22 protein-coding genes are annotated in these 20,755 nt (G+C 36.7%); 18 read left to right on the top strand and 4 right to left on the bottom strand.

Annotated elements, in window-relative coordinates; all coding sequences use genetic code 11:
- Positions 1 to 10: 10 nt before the first annotated feature.
- From zapA to VCM44_RS02300, 4 genes are all read left to right on the top strand, one after another.
- Positions 11 to 316 carry a cell division protein ZapA gene (gene zapA, locus VCM44_RS02285; RefSeq protein WP_114705808.1) on the top strand — a complete coding sequence of 102 codons (306 nt, stop codon included), beginning with the start codon at positions 11 to 13 and terminating at the stop codon, positions 314 to 316.
- 2 nt (positions 317 to 318) lie between these two features.
- Complete coding sequence (locus VCM44_RS02290) at positions 319 to 879, top strand: 5-formyltetrahydrofolate cyclo-ligase (protein ID WP_334677890.1); 561 nt, start codon at positions 319 to 321, stop codon at positions 877 to 879.
- 16 nt (positions 880 to 895) lie between these two features.
- Complete coding sequence (gene rny / locus VCM44_RS02295) at positions 896 to 2,455, top strand: ribonuclease Y (RefSeq protein ID WP_334677891.1); 1,560 nt, start codon at positions 896 to 898, stop codon at positions 2,453 to 2,455.
- A gap of 66 nt (positions 2,456 to 2,521) precedes the next feature.
- A complete protein-coding gene (locus tag VCM44_RS02300) occupies positions 2,522 to 2,974 on the top strand; it encodes a hypothetical protein (RefSeq protein ID WP_334677892.1) in 453 nt (150 codons plus the stop codon).
- Here VCM44_RS02300 and VCM44_RS02305 read toward each other — a convergent pair.
- Positions 2,934 to 3,905, bottom strand: coding sequence for a tRNA dihydrouridine synthase (locus VCM44_RS02305; RefSeq protein ID WP_133296877.1), 972 nt, complete (start codon positions 3,903 to 3,905; stop codon positions 2,934 to 2,936). The genes VCM44_RS02300 and VCM44_RS02305 overlap by 41 nt on opposite strands.
- Before the next feature lie 112 nt (positions 3,906 to 4,017).
- On the opposite strand from VCM44_RS02305, the gene VCM44_RS02310 reads away from it, so the two are divergent.
- From VCM44_RS02310 to VCM44_RS02335, 6 genes are all read left to right on the top strand, one after another.
- A complete protein-coding gene (locus VCM44_RS02310) occupies positions 4,018 to 4,431 on the top strand; it encodes an NUDIX domain-containing protein (RefSeq protein ID WP_114705803.1) in 414 nt (137 codons plus the stop codon).
- On the top strand, positions 4,424 to 5,200 hold the full coding sequence (locus VCM44_RS02315; protein WP_114705802.1) for a hypothetical protein: 777 nt from the start codon (positions 4,424 to 4,426) through the stop codon (positions 5,198 to 5,200). Before VCM44_RS02310 ends, VCM44_RS02315 begins: the two co-directional genes overlap by 8 nt.
- Complete coding sequence (locus tag VCM44_RS02320; protein ID WP_120405548.1) at positions 5,197 to 5,676, top strand: hypothetical protein; 480 nt, start codon at positions 5,197 to 5,199, stop codon at positions 5,674 to 5,676. The genes VCM44_RS02315 and VCM44_RS02320 overlap by 4 nt, the downstream gene beginning before the upstream one ends.
- A 202-nt stretch (positions 5,677 to 5,878) precedes the next feature.
- Positions 5,879 to 7,225 (top strand): hemolysin family protein, encoded by a 1,347-nt coding sequence (locus VCM44_RS02325; RefSeq protein ID WP_114705800.1) that lies wholly within the window; start codon positions 5,879 to 5,881, stop codon positions 7,223 to 7,225.
- 107 nt (positions 7,226 to 7,332) lie between these two features.
- Positions 7,333 to 8,337, top strand: coding sequence for an NAD(P)/FAD-dependent oxidoreductase (locus VCM44_RS02330; RefSeq protein WP_233500233.1), 1,005 nt, complete (start codon positions 7,333 to 7,335; stop codon positions 8,335 to 8,337).
- Positions 8,338 to 8,576: 239 nt separating this feature from the next.
- A complete protein-coding gene (locus VCM44_RS02335; RefSeq protein ID WP_334677893.1) occupies positions 8,577 to 9,275 on the top strand; it encodes a hypothetical protein in 699 nt (232 codons plus the stop codon).
- On the opposite strand, the gene VCM44_RS02340 is transcribed toward VCM44_RS02335, so the two are convergent.
- Positions 9,253 to 9,561: a 2Fe-2S iron-sulfur cluster binding domain-containing protein gene (locus VCM44_RS02340; RefSeq protein ID WP_114705797.1), complete on the bottom strand. Its 309-nt coding sequence runs from the start codon at positions 9,559 to 9,561 to the stop codon at positions 9,253 to 9,255. The two genes, VCM44_RS02335 and VCM44_RS02340, sit on opposite strands and share 23 nt — an antisense overlap.
- 115 nt (positions 9,562 to 9,676) lie before the next feature.
- Between VCM44_RS02340 and VCM44_RS02345 the strand changes: the two genes are divergently transcribed.
- From VCM44_RS02345 to ung, 4 genes are all read left to right on the top strand, one after another.
- The gene (locus VCM44_RS02345; protein ID WP_114705796.1) at positions 9,677 to 10,783 is read left to right on the top strand and encodes a Glu/Leu/Phe/Val dehydrogenase dimerization domain-containing protein; all 1,107 of its coding nucleotides are present in this window, start codon (positions 9,677 to 9,679) and stop codon (positions 10,781 to 10,783) included.
- Between the two features lie 115 nt (positions 10,784 to 10,898).
- Positions 10,899 to 11,990: a hypothetical protein gene (locus VCM44_RS02350; protein WP_334677894.1), complete on the top strand. Its 1,092-nt coding sequence runs from the start codon at positions 10,899 to 10,901 to the stop codon at positions 11,988 to 11,990.
- Positions 11,991 to 12,106: 116 nt separating this feature from the next.
- On the top strand, positions 12,107 to 14,284 hold the full coding sequence (locus tag VCM44_RS02355; protein ID WP_114705794.1) for an alpha-ketoacid dehydrogenase subunit alpha/beta: 2,178 nt from the start codon (positions 12,107 to 12,109) through the stop codon (positions 14,282 to 14,284).
- Between the two features lie 17 nt (positions 14,285 to 14,301).
- Positions 14,302 to 14,973 (top strand): uracil-DNA glycosylase, encoded by a 672-nt coding sequence (gene ung, locus VCM44_RS02360; protein ID WP_114705793.1) that lies wholly within the window; start codon positions 14,302 to 14,304, stop codon positions 14,971 to 14,973.
- On the opposite strand, the gene VCM44_RS15110 is transcribed toward ung, so the two are convergent.
- Positions 14,908 to 15,867, bottom strand: coding sequence for a ComEC/Rec2 family competence protein (locus tag VCM44_RS15110; RefSeq protein ID WP_442904999.1), 960 nt, complete (start codon positions 15,865 to 15,867; stop codon positions 14,908 to 14,910). The genes ung and VCM44_RS15110 overlap by 66 nt on opposite strands.
- Before the next feature lie 105 nt (positions 15,868 to 15,972).
- Between VCM44_RS15110 and nadC the strand changes: the two genes are divergently transcribed.
- On the top strand, positions 15,973 to 16,824 hold the full coding sequence (gene nadC / locus VCM44_RS02365) for a carboxylating nicotinate-nucleotide diphosphorylase (protein ID WP_158536769.1): 852 nt from the start codon (positions 15,973 to 15,975) through the stop codon (positions 16,822 to 16,824).
- Between the two features lie 2 nt (positions 16,825 to 16,826).
- The gene (nadB, locus tag VCM44_RS02370; protein WP_114705790.1) at positions 16,827 to 18,392 is read left to right on the top strand and encodes an L-aspartate oxidase; all 1,566 of its coding nucleotides are present in this window, start codon (positions 16,827 to 16,829) and stop codon (positions 18,390 to 18,392) included.
- Between the two features lie 198 nt (positions 18,393 to 18,590).
- Here the strand turns inward: nadB and VCM44_RS02375 are convergent, their stop codons facing one another.
- Positions 18,591 to 19,118 carry a pentapeptide repeat-containing protein gene (locus VCM44_RS02375; RefSeq protein ID WP_334677895.1) on the bottom strand — a complete coding sequence of 176 codons (528 nt, stop codon included), beginning with the start codon at positions 19,116 to 19,118 and terminating at the stop codon, positions 18,591 to 18,593.
- Between the two features lie 223 nt (positions 19,119 to 19,341).
- Here VCM44_RS02375 and VCM44_RS02380 point away from each other — a divergent pair, with 223 nt between their 5' ends.
- Both VCM44_RS02380 and VCM44_RS02385 read left to right on the top strand, forming a co-directional pair.
- On the top strand, positions 19,342 to 19,983 hold the full coding sequence (locus VCM44_RS02380) for a helix-turn-helix domain-containing protein (protein WP_334677896.1): 642 nt from the start codon (positions 19,342 to 19,344) through the stop codon (positions 19,981 to 19,983).
- Positions 19,976 to 20,746 (top strand): hypothetical protein, encoded by a 771-nt coding sequence (locus tag VCM44_RS02385; protein ID WP_114705787.1) that lies wholly within the window; start codon positions 19,976 to 19,978, stop codon positions 20,744 to 20,746. The genes VCM44_RS02380 and VCM44_RS02385 overlap by 8 nt, the downstream gene beginning before the upstream one ends.
- The last annotated feature ends 9 nt before the right edge of the window (positions 20,747 to 20,755 follow it).

Here is a 20,755-nt window from a genome sequence, read left to right on the forward strand (position 1 = left end):
TTGAATTACTATGGATATAAGTACGGAAGTAAAAGAATATCAAGTTTTAGGTCATAATTTCAGACTCCAAGAGTCTGGAGAAGATGAGATTGTTTCTGCGACAGAAATTGTTGAGTATGTTGATACGATCGCAAGTAATATTCGCCAAAAGGCCCCTTCAATTTCTAACTCACAATTAGCTGCACTTGTGGCACTAGAGTTAGCGAAGGAAAAGTTATCTTTAGAGAAAGAGTATAAACAAGAGATCACAGATGTGATGTCTCTTTCTGATAATGCCCTGAGATTGATAGAGGAATCACTTCCAAAGACTCACTAATCATGAGTTCGGAAAAGAAAAACCTTCGTAAAGAAGTTTTAAATATCATAGCGCAAATGGATCCTCAGGAATTTGAGATTCAAAGTGCAAAAGTTGTTTCAAACCTCGTTACTCTTTTTAAATCCGAAAACTTTTATCCGCAGACTCTTGGGATCTTTTATCCGATTCCAGGAGAAGTTAATTGTCTTAACTTAAAGGTACTGGGGAGCTTAGCATTTCCCGTATTTGATGAAGACTCAAATGATATGGAATTTAAGTCTTCATCATTAAGTGAGTTAAAGACTGTTAATGCTTTTGGTAAAGAATTTAAGGTGCCTTGTGAGTCATCTCAAATTGTTGAACCAGATATTATATTAATCCCAGGTGTTGCTTTTGATGAGTCAGGGCATCGCTTAGGAAGAGGTAAGGGTTATTATGATCGATACCTCACAAATAGAAAGAAGAAAGAACCATTAAAAATAGGCGTTTGCTTTAATCAGCAGTTACAAGAAAGCATTCCTTGCGAGCAACATGACCAAGTAATGGACTTTGTTGTAACAGCAAAGAAAGTGATTAAAGTGTGAATATAGGGAGAGAGTAATGAGTACAGATTTAATCTTAGCATCACTTCTTTTTCTTGTTCTTGGACTAGCAGTTGGTTTTGTTATCCGTAACCTTCAGGCCAAAAAAGAATTGGCCGAGCGTGAGGCAAAGGGTGATGAAATCATCAACAAGGCTAAAGAGCAAGCAAAAGAGATTAGCTATAAAGCGAGAAAAGAGGCAAAAGAAGCGGCCCAAGAAGAAAAGAAGGACGCTGATAAGTATGTCCAAAAAGTTAAGCGCGAGCTTAATGATCAAGAAAAAGACCTGAATAAAAGACAGGCTAAGCTTGAGTCTAAAATGGATGAGCTTGATGAAAAAAAGAAGAAGCTTGATAAGAGAGAAGAGGAAGTTAAAGAAAAAGAACTCGACGCTCTTAAAGAGAAAGAAAAGTATGTCGTTCGCCAAGAAGAATATGCTGGAAAGCTTTCAGAAGTTGCGGCTATGACAAAAGAGCAGGCCAAAGAAGAACTTTTAGAGACAATGAAAGAAGACGCTCAAGTTGATTTCACTAAAATGATTAAACGCATGGAAGAAGAGGCAAAAGAAGAAGCTGAAAGCCGTGCTAAGAGAATCGTTGGTATTGCAATTCAAAGATATGCTGGTGAACATGTTGGTGAAAAGACAATCTCAACTGTTGATCTTCCATCTGATGATGTGAAAGGTCGTCTAATTGGTCGTGAAGGTCGTAATATTAGAGCATTTGAGCAAATCTGTGGTGTTGATTTAATTATCGATGATACTCCAGAGATCGTTGTTATTTCTTCATTTAACGTTGTAAGACGTGAGATCGCTAAGGATACAATTGAGAAGCTAATTGCTGACGGTCGTATTCACCCTGCAAAAATTGAAGAATTTCATGATAAGTCAAAAGCTGAATTTGAGAAGAAGCTTCTTACACTAGGTGAGAAGGCACAAATGGAGATTGGTGTTCACGGTATTCACCCTGAAATCCTTAAGCTTGTTGGTGCATTAAACTTTAGAACTTCATATACTCAAAACCAATACCAGCATGCAATTGAAGCAGCATTTATTTGTGGTTCAATGGCAGCTGAGATGGGTCTAAATATTAAGCAAGCTCGTCGTGCGGGTCTTCTACATGATATTGGTAAAGTTCTTGATGCTGCGGCCGAAGGATCACACGCTGTTATCGGTGCTGACTTTGCAAGAAAGTATGGAGAGTCTGCGGACGTTGTTCATGCAATTAGAGCTCACCACGATGATGAGAAGCCGGAATCAATTCTTGCTCATATCGTTGCAGCTGCTGATGCGATTTCTGGTGCAAGACCAGGAGCTCGTAAAGCACTTACTGAGTCTTATGTTTCTCGTCTTACAGATATCGAAGAAATTGTTAATTCATTTGAAGGTGTTAGCAAGTCTTACGCTATCTCTGGTGGACGTGAAGTACGAGTTTTTGTTGAGAATGAAAAAATCAACGATGAAGAGACGGTATTATTATCTCGAAATATTGCTAAGCAAATTGAAGAGCAAATGTCTTATCCTGGAACGATTAAAATTACAGTTGTTCGTGAGACTAAGGCCGTTGGAGTTGCGAAGTAAAACTAATTACATTTATAATAGTAAGAGGGCACCCAATAGGGTGCCTTTTTATTTTGGAGAAAAGTAATGAAGATGAAATTAGGCATTCGCTACTACACTTTTTTTATTCCTACTTTTGTTATTTTCTTTATTGCTTCGGCCGTCCTTAATTTTTCAACAGAAGAGTATATTTGTTTCTTTACAGCAATAGCCTTTGCAGGACTTTATTGTCATCCAGATCGAGTATCATATTTTGAGGGGCGAACAAATCGTTTTAACTTTGCCAATGCTGTTATGAGCTTCTTTTTGAATTTAGAAAAACGGTTTCCAGATAATGCGTGGGGAAACTTCTTTGTAAGACAAATACCAGGATTTCTTTTCTTTCTGCTTGTATCTTTAACAGGAGTGTCAATTCAGGGTTGGCTAGTTTATTTTGGCGGAGTTATTTTGTTTGAGATAACGTTCTTTTTCTATTCTAAAAGTGTTTTAAATTATGTTGCTAAGAATAGCGATGAACAAATTGATCAAGATGATCTTTAAATTCACGAAGTTCTTGTGATCTCAAAAACTTACCTCTAATTAATTCAAAGTTCTCATAATCATCAAAGAGATAGCGACAAAATGCTTTGAATCTCTTAAGTATTGTCGATTCTGGATAGCCAAACTTTCGGTATTCTTTTTCTAATTCATAGAAGTAGAGATCAAGATTTTGAGCTCTTAACTTTAAGAGAAATTCTTCACTGATAAAGTCTGCACGTCCCTGGTATTCTTTATAAATTGAAGCAAGCCATGGCGTCTTTAAGGCACTTCGACCACACATAATCGCATAAGGGTCACATTGGTCATAAATGCGATCAATATCTTCAATTGTCCAGATATCACCATTTGCAATGATTGGAAGAGATGAGTGCTTAACAGCTTTTTCAATATAGCTCCAATCGGCAACACCTTTATAAAGCTGATCGCGGGTTCTCGCATGAATTGTAATTCCATCAACACCACAATCTTCAAAAAGGTTTAAGAGGTCAAAGAAGAGTGAGTCATCGCGATAGCCAATTCGAATCTTAACCGTGAAGACATTTTGAAATGATTCACGAATATCTCTTATGATTTTCTCAAGGGCCTTAAGGTCAGATAGAAGATAGGCTCCTCCTTTATTAGAATTTACCTTCTTTGAAGGGCAACCAAGATTTAAGTCGATATGGTGATAATTGAGTTCACTAATTAAATTAATGGCCTGCTTCGTTTGTGCAATTTCTGAGGTAAGAAATTGATAGGCCGTCTTAATACTATGAGACTTCTTTTTTAAATATTCTTCACCGTAGTGTTTTACTAGTGTCTTTGTATGAACATTACCCACCGATGGAATTCGATAAAAATCTGTTGAATAATAATCCCAGTCACCAAATGCCCTTTGAATGGCCTCGCGATAAGGGCCATCTGTTACACCTTCCATCGGCGCAAAGATCATAGAATGTTTATCAAAAGGTAGTTTTCTCACTGAGCTTCTTATAAACAATCCGCTTATAAAAAGCTAGCACAGCTCTTTAACATTTCAATATTTTTAGGGTAGATATAATCTTATGGAAATATCAATAGTTATACCTTATCGCATAGAAGAAGATGGAATTGTTCTCTTCGGACAAAAACGCCAAGAAGATGGCCCACTGGATGGAAAGTTTGAATTTCCTGGAGGCAAGATTGAAGATGGTGAGTCATGTGAGGAGGCTGCTCGTCGAGAATTTTTAGAAGAGGTAGGCTGTGAATTAAATAAAATTTCCCTTTTTACCCATCTAAGCTTCAAGTACCCCGATCGAAGTGTCTTTCTCTATGTCTATGTTACTGATTATATTGAAAGTATGAACCTTATTGCGCAAAAGATATCTTTTGAAAACGCTCAAAATGAGGTAGAAGAGCTTAATATTCCAGATGCAAATAAAACAATAATTATGCGCTTAGTAGAACATTTCTTACGAGAGAGTAAATATAATGAGTAATACATTTGAAATCGCAAAGTACTTTTTCTTGGCCGCAGGCTTTGGAGTATTTGCTTTTGCACCTGTTGCGAACTCAAAGATGACTGGTGGGGGTTTTCAAAAGCTTCTTTCGACAACATGTTTAGTTAGTTTATTCTTTGCAGCTATCACTCATATAATAACGGGTCACAGTGCAACTGATCTTGAAGCAATTCTTATTTATATAAGTACGATTTCAATCCTCTTTCATCACCAATTACATAATCACTATGATGAGAAGAATACGGCACTGTGGATTCTTTATGCTATCCCAACTCTTTTAGGCTTTATTGTTCTTTATTTATTTCAAGAGAAGAATTTATTAAATTACTTATATGTCGCTTCGTCAGTCTATTACTTAGGTGCAATTACATATGCTATGATTTTAGGTCACTGGTATCTTGTAACGCCAAAGCTTTCAGAGCTTCCTCTTAAAAGGGCAACTCTGGCGATGTGGGCACTCATTGGGATTAAGCTTATTTGGACGGCCGTTGAACACACAAAGCTTGGGCCATATTTAACAGAAGGGACACAACTTGGCGGCGGTTATGCCTTCAATTGGTTAATGGTTATTATGCGTGATATCTGGGGATACCTAGTTATCTTTGCAATGAGTATATTTGGTTGGAAACTTGTTTGCATGAGAAGTACACAAAGTGCTACAGGTGTTTTCTATGCCATGACGATTTTTATCTTCATTGGTGAAATTATTGCGATTTATTTATTTTATACATATGGATTACTACTATGATGGAAATTACTTTAACTTGTAAAGAATGTGGCTCAGGGGTTTCATTTCATCCAAATAAGGATGTAAGTGAAGTTGAATGTCAGATCTGTCATACAAAAACTGAAGTTCATATGAACGAAGATCACGAAAAAGGCATCTTAAAAGACTGTCCTTGTTGCAAGCGTAAAGACTTTTATAAGCAAAAAGACTTTAATCGAAAAGTGGGTGTAACCCTATTTGTAATTGCCGCTCTCTTAACACTTTATATGGCCACAACTCAATATGCTCCATATTCAGTGGCCCCTTTTATTATTTTATATATTTTTGACTTCGCTCTTTTTAAGCGTCTTCCGCCTGTGGTTATCTGCTATAAGTGCCAGACGATCTTTAGAAAAGTCAGTAATATCAGTGAGATATATGACTTTAATCACGAGATGAATGACCGAATTGTGTACTCGGATCACGACTTCAAGGGTGAGCAGCTAGATCATCACTAGTGAAGAAATAAACCTATATCCTTGAAATTTATAGAGTTATGATGTATTGAATCACATCAGGAATACTGATAAAATATTAACTATTGAACAGGGTGAGATAATCTCTCTATGCCCGTAACAAGGATACATTTTATAGAACCTCCGCTTTATTGTTGTTTCTTAAAAAACTCCAACTCCATTTCGTTTAAACTAGGACAAGGCAATGACTGATGTTAGTAGCCTTGAAATTGTCTCACTAATCGTTTGCTTTATTGGCTCAGGTTTTTTCTCTGGCTCTGAAGCCGTGTTGCTATCAATTCCTCATGACCGAGCAAGCCAGCTTATTCAAGAAGGTGGAGCAAAGGGGCGTGCCATTGCATTTATGATTGATCGTCCAAGTGAGATTCTAACAACGATTCTCGTAGGGAATAACGTCGTTAATATTTTTGCTTCATCTCTTACAACAGTTCTAGCAACTCGTCTCTTTGCCGATGATGCCATAGGAATTGCTGTTGGTGCCACGACGTTTATCATTTTAATCTTTGGTGAAATTATTCCAAAAACTTTTGCTCGTACACACGCTGAAAGTATGTCTTTTTTCGTTATTCGAGTTCTTCAAATTTTCTACTATCTTCTATATCCAGTGATTAAGATTATGGTGTGGTTAATCCATACTGTTCTTGGTGAAAATGCTCAACTTACAGGTCGAATTGTAACAAAAGATGATCTTGAGTTTATGATTCAAAAAGCAGAAAAAGAAAATACGATTGATCACAAGCAAATTGATCTTTTTAACTCGATCTTAGAGTTTCCTAAGATTAAGGTTAAGGATATTATGATTCCTCGTAGGGAAATCAAAACAATTCAAGTTAGTAGCTCTTACAAAGAAGTTATTAGTGAAATTGAGGAATCGATTCACTCTCGTTATCCAGTATGTGATGGTGAAGTTGATAATATTGAAGGCTTTCTTCACGTTAAGGAACTTGCATTCATCAAGAAGGATCAGCGCGATAATTTCACATTATCTGAACACTTAAGAGAGCCATTCTTTGTCTACGAGCATATGAAGATACAGGCCGTATTTGATCATATGAATCGCAAGAAAGTTCACATGGCACTTGTTAAAGATGAGAACGGTTTAATCGTTGGTATTATTACTCTTGAAGATATTATTGAAGAGATACTTGGAGAAATCCAAGATGAGCACGATGATGATATCGATCAGATTACAAAAGAATACGAACAAAATGATCTCATCGACGGTGTGGATATTGATGGGGCCACTAACTTAAGAGATCTTGATCATGACTATGATATTAAGATTCCACTTAATGATAATTATTCAACTCTAGCAGGTTTCCTACTTGATATGCTTGGTAATAACTTCCCTGAATCTGGTCAGATTATTATCTGGGAAGGTTATAGTTTTGAACTAATTGAAGTTTTTGATTATGAGATCAAACAGGTCAAAATCAAAGATGTCGATGGTGAAAAGCATTTCTTCTCTAAGAAAGAGGCCAAAGAAGCAGTCGACTCAGGTGAGGATCTTGTCGATATTCCAGTAAAGTAACTATCTAATTTCATCATATAGTTAATATATCTTTATATAGAGGGAATCTATTAGATTCCCTCTTTTTGTTAGTCTATACTTATTGAGAAACATAGATGGAGAAAATTATGTCTAGCGAAAAATTTGATATTGCAGTAATTGGTGGCGGGGCCGCAGGAATGATGGCCACACTAAGAGGTGTATTAAATAACGATAAAGTTGTGATGTTTCCAGGTTCTCCTCGCGATAAGAAGCGTTCACGTGAGAAGTGGGTCTATAAGGTTGAGAATATGCCTGGTACACATAAGTATAAAAAAGGGATCGAAGAACCTAATAAGGAAACTCTTGAGTGGATTCAAGAGTCTGAATTTAAAGATAATCTCACTTTCGTAAAAGGAAAAGGTGTCACAGAGGTCACAAAAAATGATGATGGTTCTTTTAAGCTCATTGATAGTGATGGAAGTGAGTATGAAGCAAGCTATGTGGTCCTTTGTACTGGGATCATGGATGTTCAGCCTCATTTTAACGACAGCATTAAACCAATACTTCCTTTTGCTAATGCACAAACAGTAGACTACTGCTTAAGATGTGATGGACACCATGTCTATGATAAGCACACATCGATTATAGGGCACACTTCAGGGGCCGTGTGGGTTGCTGTGATGCTCAAGGAGAGGTACAACACTCCTTCGATGTCGATCCTTACAAATGGAGAGACTCCTGACTTTAGCGATGAAGTTAAAACTCTAATCAAAGCTTATAATATTGAAGTTTTCACGGAAAAAATTGTGGATGTACTTGGAGATCGTAAAGAAGGACAGGTTCAAGGTTATAAATTTGCAAGTGGGCGAACTTTAGAGTCAGCGTTTTCTTTTGTTTCCCTCGGGACTATCGTTTATAATGAATTAGCAAAGGCCATTGGCGCAGAAGTTGATGAACGTGGCTACGTTCTAGGCAATGAAAAAGGTGAAACGAATATTGAAAATTTCTATGTTGCCGGTGACCTGAGGGCCAATAAGAAGAAACAAATTTATACAGCTTGGGATATGGCCGTTGATTCTCTAGATGATATTAACGCCAAAATTCGCCGCAAGAAGAGGGCAGCATTATTAACATCAAAAGGTTTAGCTTAGTTCTTATATTTACTCTGATAACTTCTGTCTTTAGGACAGAAGTTGTCTGGGCCTTAAATAAAACAACTCATTATAAGAGCCTCTATCAATCAAAACCAAAATTATCTAAAAAAGAAATAGCAAAGCTAAGAGAGCTTACAGTCGTTTTCTTACCTGGAATTCTATCTCAATCAGCTATAAAGAAATCAGGTCAAATTTTAAACCTATCCTATTTTGTAGGTGATTACTTTAGTGATTATATGGAGTTATTAGAAGAGCACAAGATTCCTTTTAAAAGAATTATTGTGGAATCAGAGGCACCGGTTAAAGAGAATGCACGCTTTATTAAATCAAAGTTAGATAAGATTAAAGGGCCACTACTTATTATAAGTCACTCTAAAGGTGGTCTTGAATTTCTAGAAGTTTTAATAAACCATCCAGAAGTGAAAGATCGCGTAGTGGGTTGGGTGACAATGCAATCTCCGTTTCGTGGATCAGTTCTTGCTGATTACTTTATTGATGGAACAGTGACGAAAACGTTAATTGGCTGGGCTTTCTACCTTCTTGGTGGTGACATTAGTGGAATGCAGTCTGTAGGTACGGCCGAAAGAAAAAAGTATATGAATGAGCATCGAGAAGAAGTCATGAAGGCTCTAGGCGATGTTAACTTTTTACAATTCATTACCTTTATTGATGCTCAAGATGGGCGAGAGTCTCTTTTAGAATCAAGCCGTAATTATATTTATAATCGTGTCGGTCGAAATGATGGAATGGTGGATATTCAATCTGCTCTTTTTAAGGATGAACAATATATTATCGTTAATGATGTTGATCATCTGATTACTGTCTTAGATCAAGAACGATTAGATTTTTATAAAGATGGAAATAAGTCTTGGGACTTTGATCGTATTAAGCACTTTCGTGCTTTAATTCAACTTATTTTAGAGAAGAAAATTTAATATCACCTAGAACCTTAGCTCGACAGGCCATTCTAATTTTACCTTCTTCAACTTCTGGATGCTCACCAGCTATTGCATCAATTGTGTTTTGCTCAATGATACCTGGTTTTTTCATGTTTTCTTTACCCTCAATGATCTGTATACGACATGAGCCACAAGAGCCACTCAAGCATCCATGAGGTAAAGTCTTGCCTTGATCTTGAAGTGCGTCAAAGATACTTTGATTTTCATCGATCGTAAATTCAGTACTTTGCCCATTCTCATCGATTAGTGACGCTTTGTGCATACAGTTTTTATCCTTGAAAGTTTATTGTTCTTTTCACTATTGTAGCACTATTTTAAGCAATTTAAATTGCCATGAAATTTCGGGTAATTATTGCAATCAATTAAGGAGATTAAGCATGCCTAGTTTTGAGAGACTATACAAAGATGGACACGAAGAAGTTATCTTTTTCAGTGACCCAAGTTGTAACCTAAAGGCAATCGTTGCGATTCATAACACAGTTTTAGGACCAGCTCTTGGTGGAACTAGAATGTGGCCATATAATTCAGAAGAAGAAGCAATCAATGATGTATTAAGACTTTCAAAAGGGATGACTTATAAAGCAGCTGTTTCTGGTCTAAACCTTGGTGGTGGAAAGGCCGTAATTATTGGTGATCCAGAAAAGGATAAGTCAGAAGCTCTTTTCCGTTCATACGGACGTTTCCTAGAGTCTTTAAATGGACGTTATATTACAGCAGAAGATGTAAATATTGGTGTTGATGATATTGAGCACGTATTTACTGAAACAAATAATGTAGCAGGTGTTGCTGAAATCCATGGTGGTTCAGGTAATCCTTCTCCATGGACAGCTCGCGGTGTTTTCAGAGGTATCGAAGCAGCTTGTATGAAAGTTTACGGAGACCGTTCACCAAAAGGTAAAGTTGTTGCGCTTCAAGGTGCTGGATCAGTTGGTCGCTACCTAGGTGAGTACTTATACAATGAAGGTGCAGAAGTTTACGTTTGTGATATCAATGAAAAGAACCTTGAACTTTTCAAAGAAAAAGTTCCAAATGCAAAGGTTGTAGGAATTGATGAAATCTACGATGTGAAGATGGATATCTATGCTCCATGTGCACTTGGTGCAACTATCAATGATGAAACGATTGAGCGTCTAAATTGTAAGATCGTTGCTGGTGCTGCAAATAACCAACTTGCAGAAAATCGTCACGGAAAAATCCTTAAAGAAAAAGGAATCCTATACGCTCCAGATTACCTAATCAATGCTGGTGGTCTAATGAACGTTTCAATTGAATTTGAAGGTTGGTCAGAAGATAAGGCAATCAGAATGGTTGATACAATCTATGATACAACTATGAAGATTTTCGAAATTTCTGAAGAACAAGATATTCCAGTTTATCAAGCAACTGATATCCTTGCAGAATCAAGAATTGAATCAATTAAGAATATCCAAGGGAAGTTCCTAGGTCACGTAGGACACCGTTTTCCAGGTAGGAAGAAAAGATAGTCTAAATTAAGATATATATCGATATAAGGGCCCGTTTTTACGGGCCTTTTTTGTTTATGTCGGCATCTTGTGCCACGAGTTAATATTAAGGTCTTCTTAAGGTAAAATTAACTCCGTGAAGAAGTTGATTTTATTACTCCTATTAATTCACTCAAGTATTTATGCAATACAATTTGAGGATGCTGTCTTTCCAGAGATTGTCACTTCATCTCGTGCCCTTGCCATGGGAAATGCATTTATTGCAAAAGTAGATGATGCATCCGCTGCTTTCTATAACCCAGCAGGTCTTGGAACATATCGTGGAAAACACTTCCACCTTTCAAATTTTCAATTTGAAACCAATAAGGGCTGGATGGAGACTCTCTTTGGTGGAGATGTAACTGGTAACGCCGGTGATATTTTTGATGCACTATCGCTTGAGGGTGCAAGAAAACTTCTCAATCAAAATAAGGGAACAGTTTCACATAGTCGTTTCCAAATGATGCCAAACTTCTCAACTCGCTATTTCTCTATGGGATATGTCTATGCTGTTCAACAACGAGCTTTTATTGGTGATCAAGCTGGTGACCAATTTGAATATGCACAAAGAACTGATCACGGTCCATACGCAGCTTTTAACTTTTCACTCTTTGGTGGAATCGTAAAAATAGGTGCTACCGCAACTTATCTATTTAGAAAGGAAGCAATCGGGACAGCTGATCCAGCGGTTGCACTAGATCTACCTGATACGGCCTACAACCAAGGTAAAATGTTATTTTTTACTACTGGTTTTCGCTTAACTCTTCCATACACATTTCTCCCAACTCTTGCCATCACTTCACATAATACAGGTGGTACAAGTTTTGAGCAGACCGGAGGTCCAGCAGCACCAGCTGATATCAAACAAACTTTTGACTTAGGACTTTCTCTTACACCTCAAATAGGTAGAACGATGCGTGTTCACATGGAATTAAATTATAAAGATGCGCTAGGTGAGTACTCGAATGTCGACACTATTAGAAAGCTTGGACTTGGTTTAGAGTTTGATTTACGTCGTATTTTCTATTTCCGTTTAGGTTACGGTGACGGTTTTGGTTCCGGAGGAATTGGGATTAGAACGCGAAAAATGGAGTTTGATCTCTCAACTTATGCTGTTGATACAACAGATTCAGACTTCAGAGGACAGGTCGATCGCCGATATGTGCTAGGAATCTCTAGTGGTTTTTAAAGTTAATCTTCTAAATACCTGAAATTTGTCAAAACTTATATTCTATTTTAATGCACAGCATGTGCACCTTTTGCACTAAAATTGGTAAGCTAGCCCCACTTAAAAAGGGGCGTTAAATGCTTGATAAAACTGCAAAAGGATCAACTGTGGGATCTAACAAATTAGATAAGAAAAAAGAGATTATTAAAAAGTACAATCTTTCAAAAGAGGATCTAACTTGGATGCTTCGTAATGTTTTCGTTTCAAGAAAGCTAGACGATGCTGAGATCACAATGAAGAAACAATCAACAGCTTTCTTCCAAATCTCCGGAGCGGGACACGAAGGTGTTTTAACAGCTCTTGCAAAAGTTCTAAAGCCAGCTCACGATTGGTTTATTCCTTACTACCGAGATAGAGCACTATGTACAGGTCTTGGTGTAACTCCATATGAAATGCTTTGCCAAGCAAATGGTAACATTGGAGATACAGCAACTCATGGCCGTCAGATGCCAGCTCACTGGGGGAATGTAAAACTAAATATCGTTCAAAAGTCTTCATGTACTGGAACTCAATTTCTACAGGCATGTGGTGTTGCTGAAGCAGGACTTGCTCTTAAAGAATTAAAAGAAAAACATAATTACGATACATCAAAATTCTTAGTTGAAGATGCTGAAGTTGTTTATACTTCATGTGGTGATGGAACGATTGCTCAAGGTGAGTTCTGGGAAGGTCTAACAACAGCTTGTGCTAATAAACTTCCTGTTCTTTTCCACGTTGAAGATAATGGTTATGCCATTTCAACAATTACTTCTAAGCAAACTCCAGGTGGATCAATCTCTAAAGCTCTAGATGAATTTCCTGGTTTAAAGATTATTGAATGTGACGGTAATTGTCCTATTGAATCTTATAAGGCCGCTGAAAAAGCAGCAAAGCATATTAGAGAAGGAAAGGGGCCAGTTCTTCTTCACTCTCATGTAACTCGTCCATACTCACACTCTCTTTCTGATGATCAGTCAATGTATCGTACAAAAGATGAGCTTGCTGAAGAAAAGCAAATCGACGTATTTAACTCTTACCCAAAGACTCTTATTGAGCTTGGTGTAATGACTGAGAAAGAAGTTAACGATCTTCTTGAAGAAGTAACGATTGATGTAAGACGTGCAATGAAAGAAGCTGTTGATACTGAATGGCCAGCTCCTGAATCTGCACTTGATCACTTATATTCTCACGATGTTGATCCAACTTCATCGGATTTTGAAACTGAAGGTTCATTTGAAGGAAAAACAGATATTCCAATGGCATCAGCAATTAATGCTGTTCTTCGCTCTGAGTTTTCTAAGAACCCACTTCTAAGAATGTTTGGAGAAGACGTTGCCGATTTCTCTGATCTAGAAAAATTAAAAGATCCAGAACTAAAAGGTAAAGGTGGTGTATTTAAGGTATCTTCAGGTGTTCAAAGAGCATCTTTAGAAGGACAAGTATTTAACTCACCACTAGCAGAAGCAAATATCATCGGTCGTGCAATTGGTATGGCAATGAGAGGTCTTAAGCCTGTTGTTGAAATTCAATTCTTCGATTATATCTGGACTGCTTATATGCAACTTAAGAATGAGATGGCGACGACTCGCTACCGTTCAGGTGGAGACTTTAAGTGTCCAATGGTTGTGCGTGTTCCAATCGGTGGATACCTAAGAGGTGGATCGATTTATCACTCACAATGTGGAGAGTCTCTATTCACTCACGTTCCAGGTATTAGAGTTGTGTTCCCATCAAACGCAGCAGACGCTGCTGGTCTTTTAAGAACTGCTATTAGATCAGATGATCCTGTTATGTTCCTAGAGCATAAGCACCTTTACTACCAAGGTTATAATCGTACTGCTGATCCAGGTGAAGAGTATATGATTCCATTTGGTAAGGCCCGTGTCGCAAAAGAAGGAGCAGACGCAACTGTTGTTGCTTGGGGTGCATTAGTTCAAAAATCAATTGATGCCGCTAAGAAAGTCGAATCTGAAACTGGTAAGACGATTGAGGTTATTGACCTTAGAACTCTTGCTCCATTTGATATGGATTCAATTAAGAAGTCACTTGAAAAAACTAATCGTCTTCTTATTTGTCACGAAGAAACGAAAACTTCAGGCTTTGCTGGTGAAATCGCTGCATGTGTTAACGAAGAATGTTTTGAAGCACTTGATGCTCCAATCCTTCGTGTTGCTGCAAAAGACTCTCACGTTGCATATTGTCCAACTTCAGAAGATTATATTCTTCCACAAGTTTCAGACGTATACGAACAACTTAATAAACTTCTAAGTTATTAAAATAAAGGCCAGCTCTTATGATTGAATTCTTAAATGATAAGAGCTGGCTAACTTACCTTAAAGACGAATTCCAAAAAGATTATATGCGTGAACTTTCTGAATTTTTAAATTCAGAAGATGGTGAGATCTTTCCTAAAAGAGAAGAGTTCTTTTCAGCATTAAATTTAACTCCTCTAGAAAAAGTTAAAGTCGTTATTCTTGGTCAGGATCCATATCACGGTGAAGGGCAGGCCCATGGTTTAAGCTTTTCTGTAAATAAAGGTGTAAAAATTCCTCCTTCTCTTAGAAATATTTACAAAGAATTAAATGAAGATCTGGGAGTCGAGGTACCTGAGCATGGATTTCTTGAAGAATGGGCAAAGGAAGGCGTTTTGCTACTTAACAATTGTTTAAGTGTTAGAAAAGCACAGGCAGGATCTCATCAGAAAAAAGGGTGGGAGAAGTTTACTGCCAAAATTATTGAAGTGATTAATGAGCAATGTGAAAATGTAGTCTTTATTCTTTGGGGCTCTCCTGCACAAAAGAAGGGCAAGAATATTGATGAGTCTAAGCACTTAGTTCTTAAATCTGTTCACCCATCTCCTCTTTCTTCTTATCGCGGCTTCTTTGGCTCAAAACCATTTTCAAAGGCCAATGCCTATCTCATTGAGAATGATTTGAAGCCCGTCTCTTGGGAAATCACTAATTAGTCCAATCGTAATTAGGGCCAATGAATAATTTTTAGATTTTCTTGTGTAAATTATTATACCAATTAAGATTAAGAAGTTTACATGGATAAATCCTATACTATTTGCAATATCAAAACAGAATTCAACGAGTTTTGTATAGATTATTATTAATACCTCTGAATAATTCCATATTTTAATGAAGAAGAGATTCAAAAATAGAATGGGATAAACCAAAGTGAATAGACTTGTTAAAAGAGGAGAGAGAATTACTGATGCGGGATAAATAACACCCGAGAACTTATGGGCGATAAAAAGTTGAGCAACAAAAAAGAGTAAGTACATCTTATATACTCGAAAGTCTTTAATTGAAAAAATTAATGCTAGAAATAATGTACTTAAGTAAAAAGAAAGATGGCCAAAGCGGTATGTTCCGAAAAAAAAATCCGTTATAAGAAAAAAGATGAATATCTGCATTTTCGTATAATTTGTTTTTCTAATATCATTTAAAATAAAGAAACTTCTTAATAGGGCAACTCTTCGAAAAGAGTAATATCCTGGTAGAAAGAAATAAAAGATAAAACACATCACAAGCTCTATGAATTGAGTTGGTCTCTTAAACCTCCTTCTGATTAAAAAGAAAATTAGAAATAAAGAAGAGAGATGAAGTCCGGATGGTGTCATCAAGTGCATAAGATTTAAATGTGACAGCCGCTTTTTTAATTTTTTATCAAGGCCCCATTTCTGACCAGTTATAACTGAGCGATAGAAGTAGAAATTCTTCTTTTCTTTAAATGACTTCTTTATTTTGCTTGGAAGCTTAATTTTGGGCGCAGGGCGGTATTTCCTGTAATTAAATTGATTAGTTAGTGGATTGATAAAGAGAAATGCAGCTAGAAAGATAATATTGAAACGCATTGCAGCTTTATATGGAAGAAATCTCTAAATATCAGCTGAAACTCATCTTTTGAGAGTTTTTTTTCTAAAATGAAAATGGTAGAAATTATTTCTACGGAGTTAATTATGACAAATCTACTTATAAACAAAGCATTGCAAGAATCTATCGCGGACTATTTTAAAGAAGATGATTTATCACGTAATCTTAATTATATTCAATCGCTTCCAAGTGATGAAGTACAGTGTCGCTTAAAAATCAAAGATGACATGATTCTATGTGGCCTTCCTTATTTTGTAGAGTCATTCAATTATCTTGGAGCTAATTTAAAATATGAAGATTTTAAAAAATATGAAGGACGTCAGTATCAAAAAGATGAGATGGCCGAAATTCATTTCACTCTTCCATTTTCTATCGCTCTAACAGGGGAGAGGATTGCCTTAAACTTAATTCAGAGGGCCTCATCAATAGCAACATATACGAATAAATTTGCTGTCATGGCAAAAGGTAGTGGCGTAAAGATTCTTGATACAAGAAAAACTCTTCCAGGTTATCGCGCTCTTGAGAAATATGCTGTTGTAACTGGTGGTGGTAATAATCATCGATTTGGTCAAAGTGATATGTGGATGGTTAAAGATAATCATAAGTCTTTCTTTGGTGGTGTAAAAGAGGCCATCGACTTTTTTAAGTCAAAGAATTCTTTCTATACTCCTATCGAAGTTGAGATTCATGATCTTTCTGAACTTAAGTTAGCGCTTAATGAAGGCGTAAAACATATTATGCTTGATAACTTCTCTCCAGATGAAATTAGAGAGGCAGTAAAAGAAAAACCTTCGGATGTTACTTTTGAAGTATCTGGTGGAGTGAGATTAAATACTCTTGAAAATTATCTAATTGAAGGAGTGGATGCAATAAGCATTGGTGCACTTACTTACGATGCTCCTGCAGTTGATCTCTCTCTTAAATATAGTAGGGGCTAAATTTGGACAATTACGATTTTGATGTACTTATTCTAGGTTGTGGAATTGCTGGTCTTGCAACAGCTGCAAAGCTTGCAGGAGAGCATTTAAAAGTCGGTATTGTTACTCGTGCCAGAGACCCACAGGTATCAAATACATTTTGGGCCCAAGGTGGAATAATCTATCCAAAAGGTGATGATCAAGCTTTATTTGATGATATTCAAATTGCTTCTTCAAATACATCAAACCCACTTGCCATCGCAACCCTTCAAGAACATGGAAAGAATGCAATTGATGAGCTGCTATTAGAAATGGCCAAGGTTAACTTTGAAAAAGATTGTGAGAATAATCTAAAATACACAAAAGAAGCCGCCCATTCTATTGAAAGAATACTCTACCGTGGAGATTATACTGGAAAAGAAATTCAAATAAGTCTTCTAAACCTTTTAAAAGATAATGAGCGATATCCAACGGTAAGATTTTTGGAGGCTCATACTGCAATTGATCTTATTACAGCATCCCATCATGGAATTACCATCTCTCAAAGATATGAAGAAAGAAAAATCTTAGGTGCTTACCTTTTAAATCAAGAAAAAGGTAACGTAGTAAAGGCCATGGCAAAGAAGACTGTATTAGCAACAGGTGGAGTTGGGGCTTTATATTTACATCACTCTAACTCTGGAGCTAGTCGAGGTGATGGTATCGCAATGGCAAAGAGAGCTGGAGCCGATATTATTGATATGGAATTTATTCAATTTCATCCCACAACTTTTTATGACTCTTCTTCTCATGGACGTTTCTTAGTATCTGAAGCAGTAAGAGGGGAAGGTGGAATTCTAGTTAATTGTAATGGCGAAAGATTCATGGGGAAGTATCATCCTGAAATGGAGCTAGCACCACGTGATGTTGTGGCCCGCTCTATCATGGAAGAGACAATTGAGACACGCCATGAATGTGTTTATCTGGATATCTCACACAAAGAAGATACTTGGATTAAAGAGCGTTTTCCAACGATTTATAAGCACTGTCTTGAACACGGTGTTGATATGACAAATGAGCCAATTCCTGTTGTTCCTGCCGCTCACTATACATGTGGTGGGGTAAAGATCGATATGAAGGGACAAACTTCAATTAAAAACTTATATGCAGTTGGAGAAGTTTCTTGCTCAGGTCTACATGGTGCAAACCGACTAGCATCAACTTCTCTTTTAGAAGGCCTAACATGGGGATACCTTGCGGCCATGGATATTAAAGAGACTGTTAAAAATGAAGATTTATATTCTCATCTACAAATAAAAGATTGGCGTGAAGAATATGCTTCAATTGATAAGGCCCTTGTCCAGCAAGATTGGATGACTCTGAAGCTTACCATGTGGAATTATGTTGGACTTTCAAGAACAACTAATCGTCTTAAAAGAGCGGTTGCAATGTTTAATGAAATTAACGATGAAGTTTCACGCTTTTATCGTAGTTGTAAATTAGATGATAGCTTAATTGGTTTAAGAAATGCTATTGAGGTATCGACGATGATCGTAAAGTCTTCGATGCGCAATAAAGAATCAATTGGTTGCTTTTACAGAAAGCTTTAAATAAAAAAAGAAGGCCAACACCTATGAGAGAGAGTTGGCCGAAGAGCAATTATTAGTTGCGAGATTACCTACGCTAAAACATCCTCTGTTTTATACTCGGTTGTGATATGTCGTCTCAATTTAGATTTGCGGCTGGCCGTATTTTCCTTGAGACTTTAGATATAAACACCATTGCCAGCTAAATATTAAATTTAAAACTTATGCTGCTGATTTAATGAAGTTAATGAGATTTGTCCCCCATTGCTTCGGTGAAGATGTTAATGCTTGTTCAAAGCTTAAAACTGCTTCAACTTCTTCTTTTATTTCTTCGATATCCTGTGTTTCTTCAAAAATATCGTATTGATTGCGGTCTCCATCTTTAATGACCTTAAAAGTTACAAGATCAAATTCACATTCCTCAATACTTGAGCCTTTTAAAGTGGAATACTTCCATGTATTCCCAACAAGTCTGCTGCTTTCAAAATTGCAATCTTCAATATGTGAAAATTCGAAGGTGCAATTTTCAAATACACAGTTGATAAATTTGCACTGTTTTATTTTTGACCCAAAAAAAGTGCAAGACTTGAAGTGAACAGCGACAAAAGTAGTTTGAGAGAAGAGAGAACCAGATACGGTTAAGTTACTTAAATCACTTGATTTTACTACCTCATTTTCAATCACTTCAAATTGTCCATTTGTGAAGTCTGATAGTTTCTCTGGCATAATGAAGTTTGTTAATGTGGCCATGTGATCCCCCCAAGCCTTGCTTAATTAGTGGATTTGTTCATCCACAATGCAATAATAGCGGTAATTGACTAATTGCGTCAAGCAATAAAATTGCATCAAGAAATAAAAATTAAATCCGATAATGATATTAAGGACTTTTGAGGTGATTTTTTTTAGGACCTCAATTGCACGTAATCGAAATATCAAGCACTTGCATGATGTTTCAAATTGCAAGGAGAATTTCATGTCGGAATTTAACAAAGACAAACTAGATGATTACCTAGGGATTATTAGGAAATACATGCAGGTTCGTGGCCCAATGACTCAAAAAGAGTTGGCCGAAGCAACTGGGCTGGGTGTTTCAACGATTTCACGCTTTCTATCAATGAAGACAACGGAGATAAACCCTCAAGTAGTAGCAAAAATAACTGCGGAGCTTGAGATTCCACTTCATGAAATGATTGATTTTGTCGAAGAGCATTTTACAGATCACTTCATTAGACTTGTTAAGTTCTATAAGGGTGATGAAAAGAAAGAGCAACCAGCAGCTCAAGCTCAATCAGCACCGGAACAACCAAAGGAAGAAGAAGTACCTACTGGAAGTTTTGAAGATGCTCTTGTTGATACATTAAAAACTGGTTCAACAGGTAATGCTCAAATGAATGCCAGTGCTAGAGTCAAAGTTGGTGGTAAAACGAGAACGATGCCATTTATGGCCGATACAAGTAATGAAGATATGCTAAAGCAAAGAATGGCAGAGCTAACGCCAAGACAAAAAGCTTATGTAGCAGATTTTTTAAGCTTAGATATTGATGCTCGTGATTTAATTGTTGATTTAGGAAATGATTTATTTCGTTATTTCAGACAAAGGGGAATGATTGCTTAAGAGATTAACTCTCGCATTCTTACTTACCCAGTCAGTGCTCTCCTTGCCTGATACGGTAGAATTCGTCTTCATCTCTCCTGCGGCATCTAATAAGACGACGTTATTAGATTCAAAAATAATCAATTATAGAAAAGTAGCTCAAAACGAAAAAGAAAATTGTGTTCCAATGGGTGAAGGATGTTTTGATCCTCAGAAAGGCTATATCCAAAATGATAAAGCTGTCGATTATGTTGATCAAGAATATGGAAAAGTTAATAAAAAGGTTGAAGTTGAAAATACAATTGAATCAAATATGATTCGCTGTACTGGTGCCTACTTTGATATCTTTTGTGGAAAGGCAAAGAAAGTTGAAGAGAAACCAAAGTCAAAATATGAAATATGGATTGATACAAGTGCTTCTTTAAGACGTGCTGATTGGTCTAAGTCCGGAGATACTTGTTATCGTCGAAGCTTCGTCTCAAGACTATCACATTCTTGTCCATTAACGATTAAGGCCTTTGATTCATCCCTTAAAGAAATTGCTAATGATCTCTACCTTTGCCAAACTAAAGGTGGAAATAATACAAAGAAAATTATTCGCTGGGTAAAGAATTCAAATGCGAAACATCTCTTTGTATTAACAGACATCGATGAAGCAAATGGGGAACTTACTGATTTTCTAAGTAATATCGGAGCAAAGGTACATGGCGTTGGAACCAAGCCATTTTATCCAGAAGATCTATTTAAATTAGCAGATAATTTAAAAGCAACTTGTCAAAAATAGTAGAAATCG

The sequence above is a fragment of the Halobacteriovorax sp. DPLXC-1 genome, from assembly GCF_036903125.1.
GTDB lineage: Bacteria > Bdellovibrionota > Bacteriovoracia > Bacteriovoracales > Bacteriovoracaceae > Halobacteriovorax_A > Halobacteriovorax_A vibrionivorans.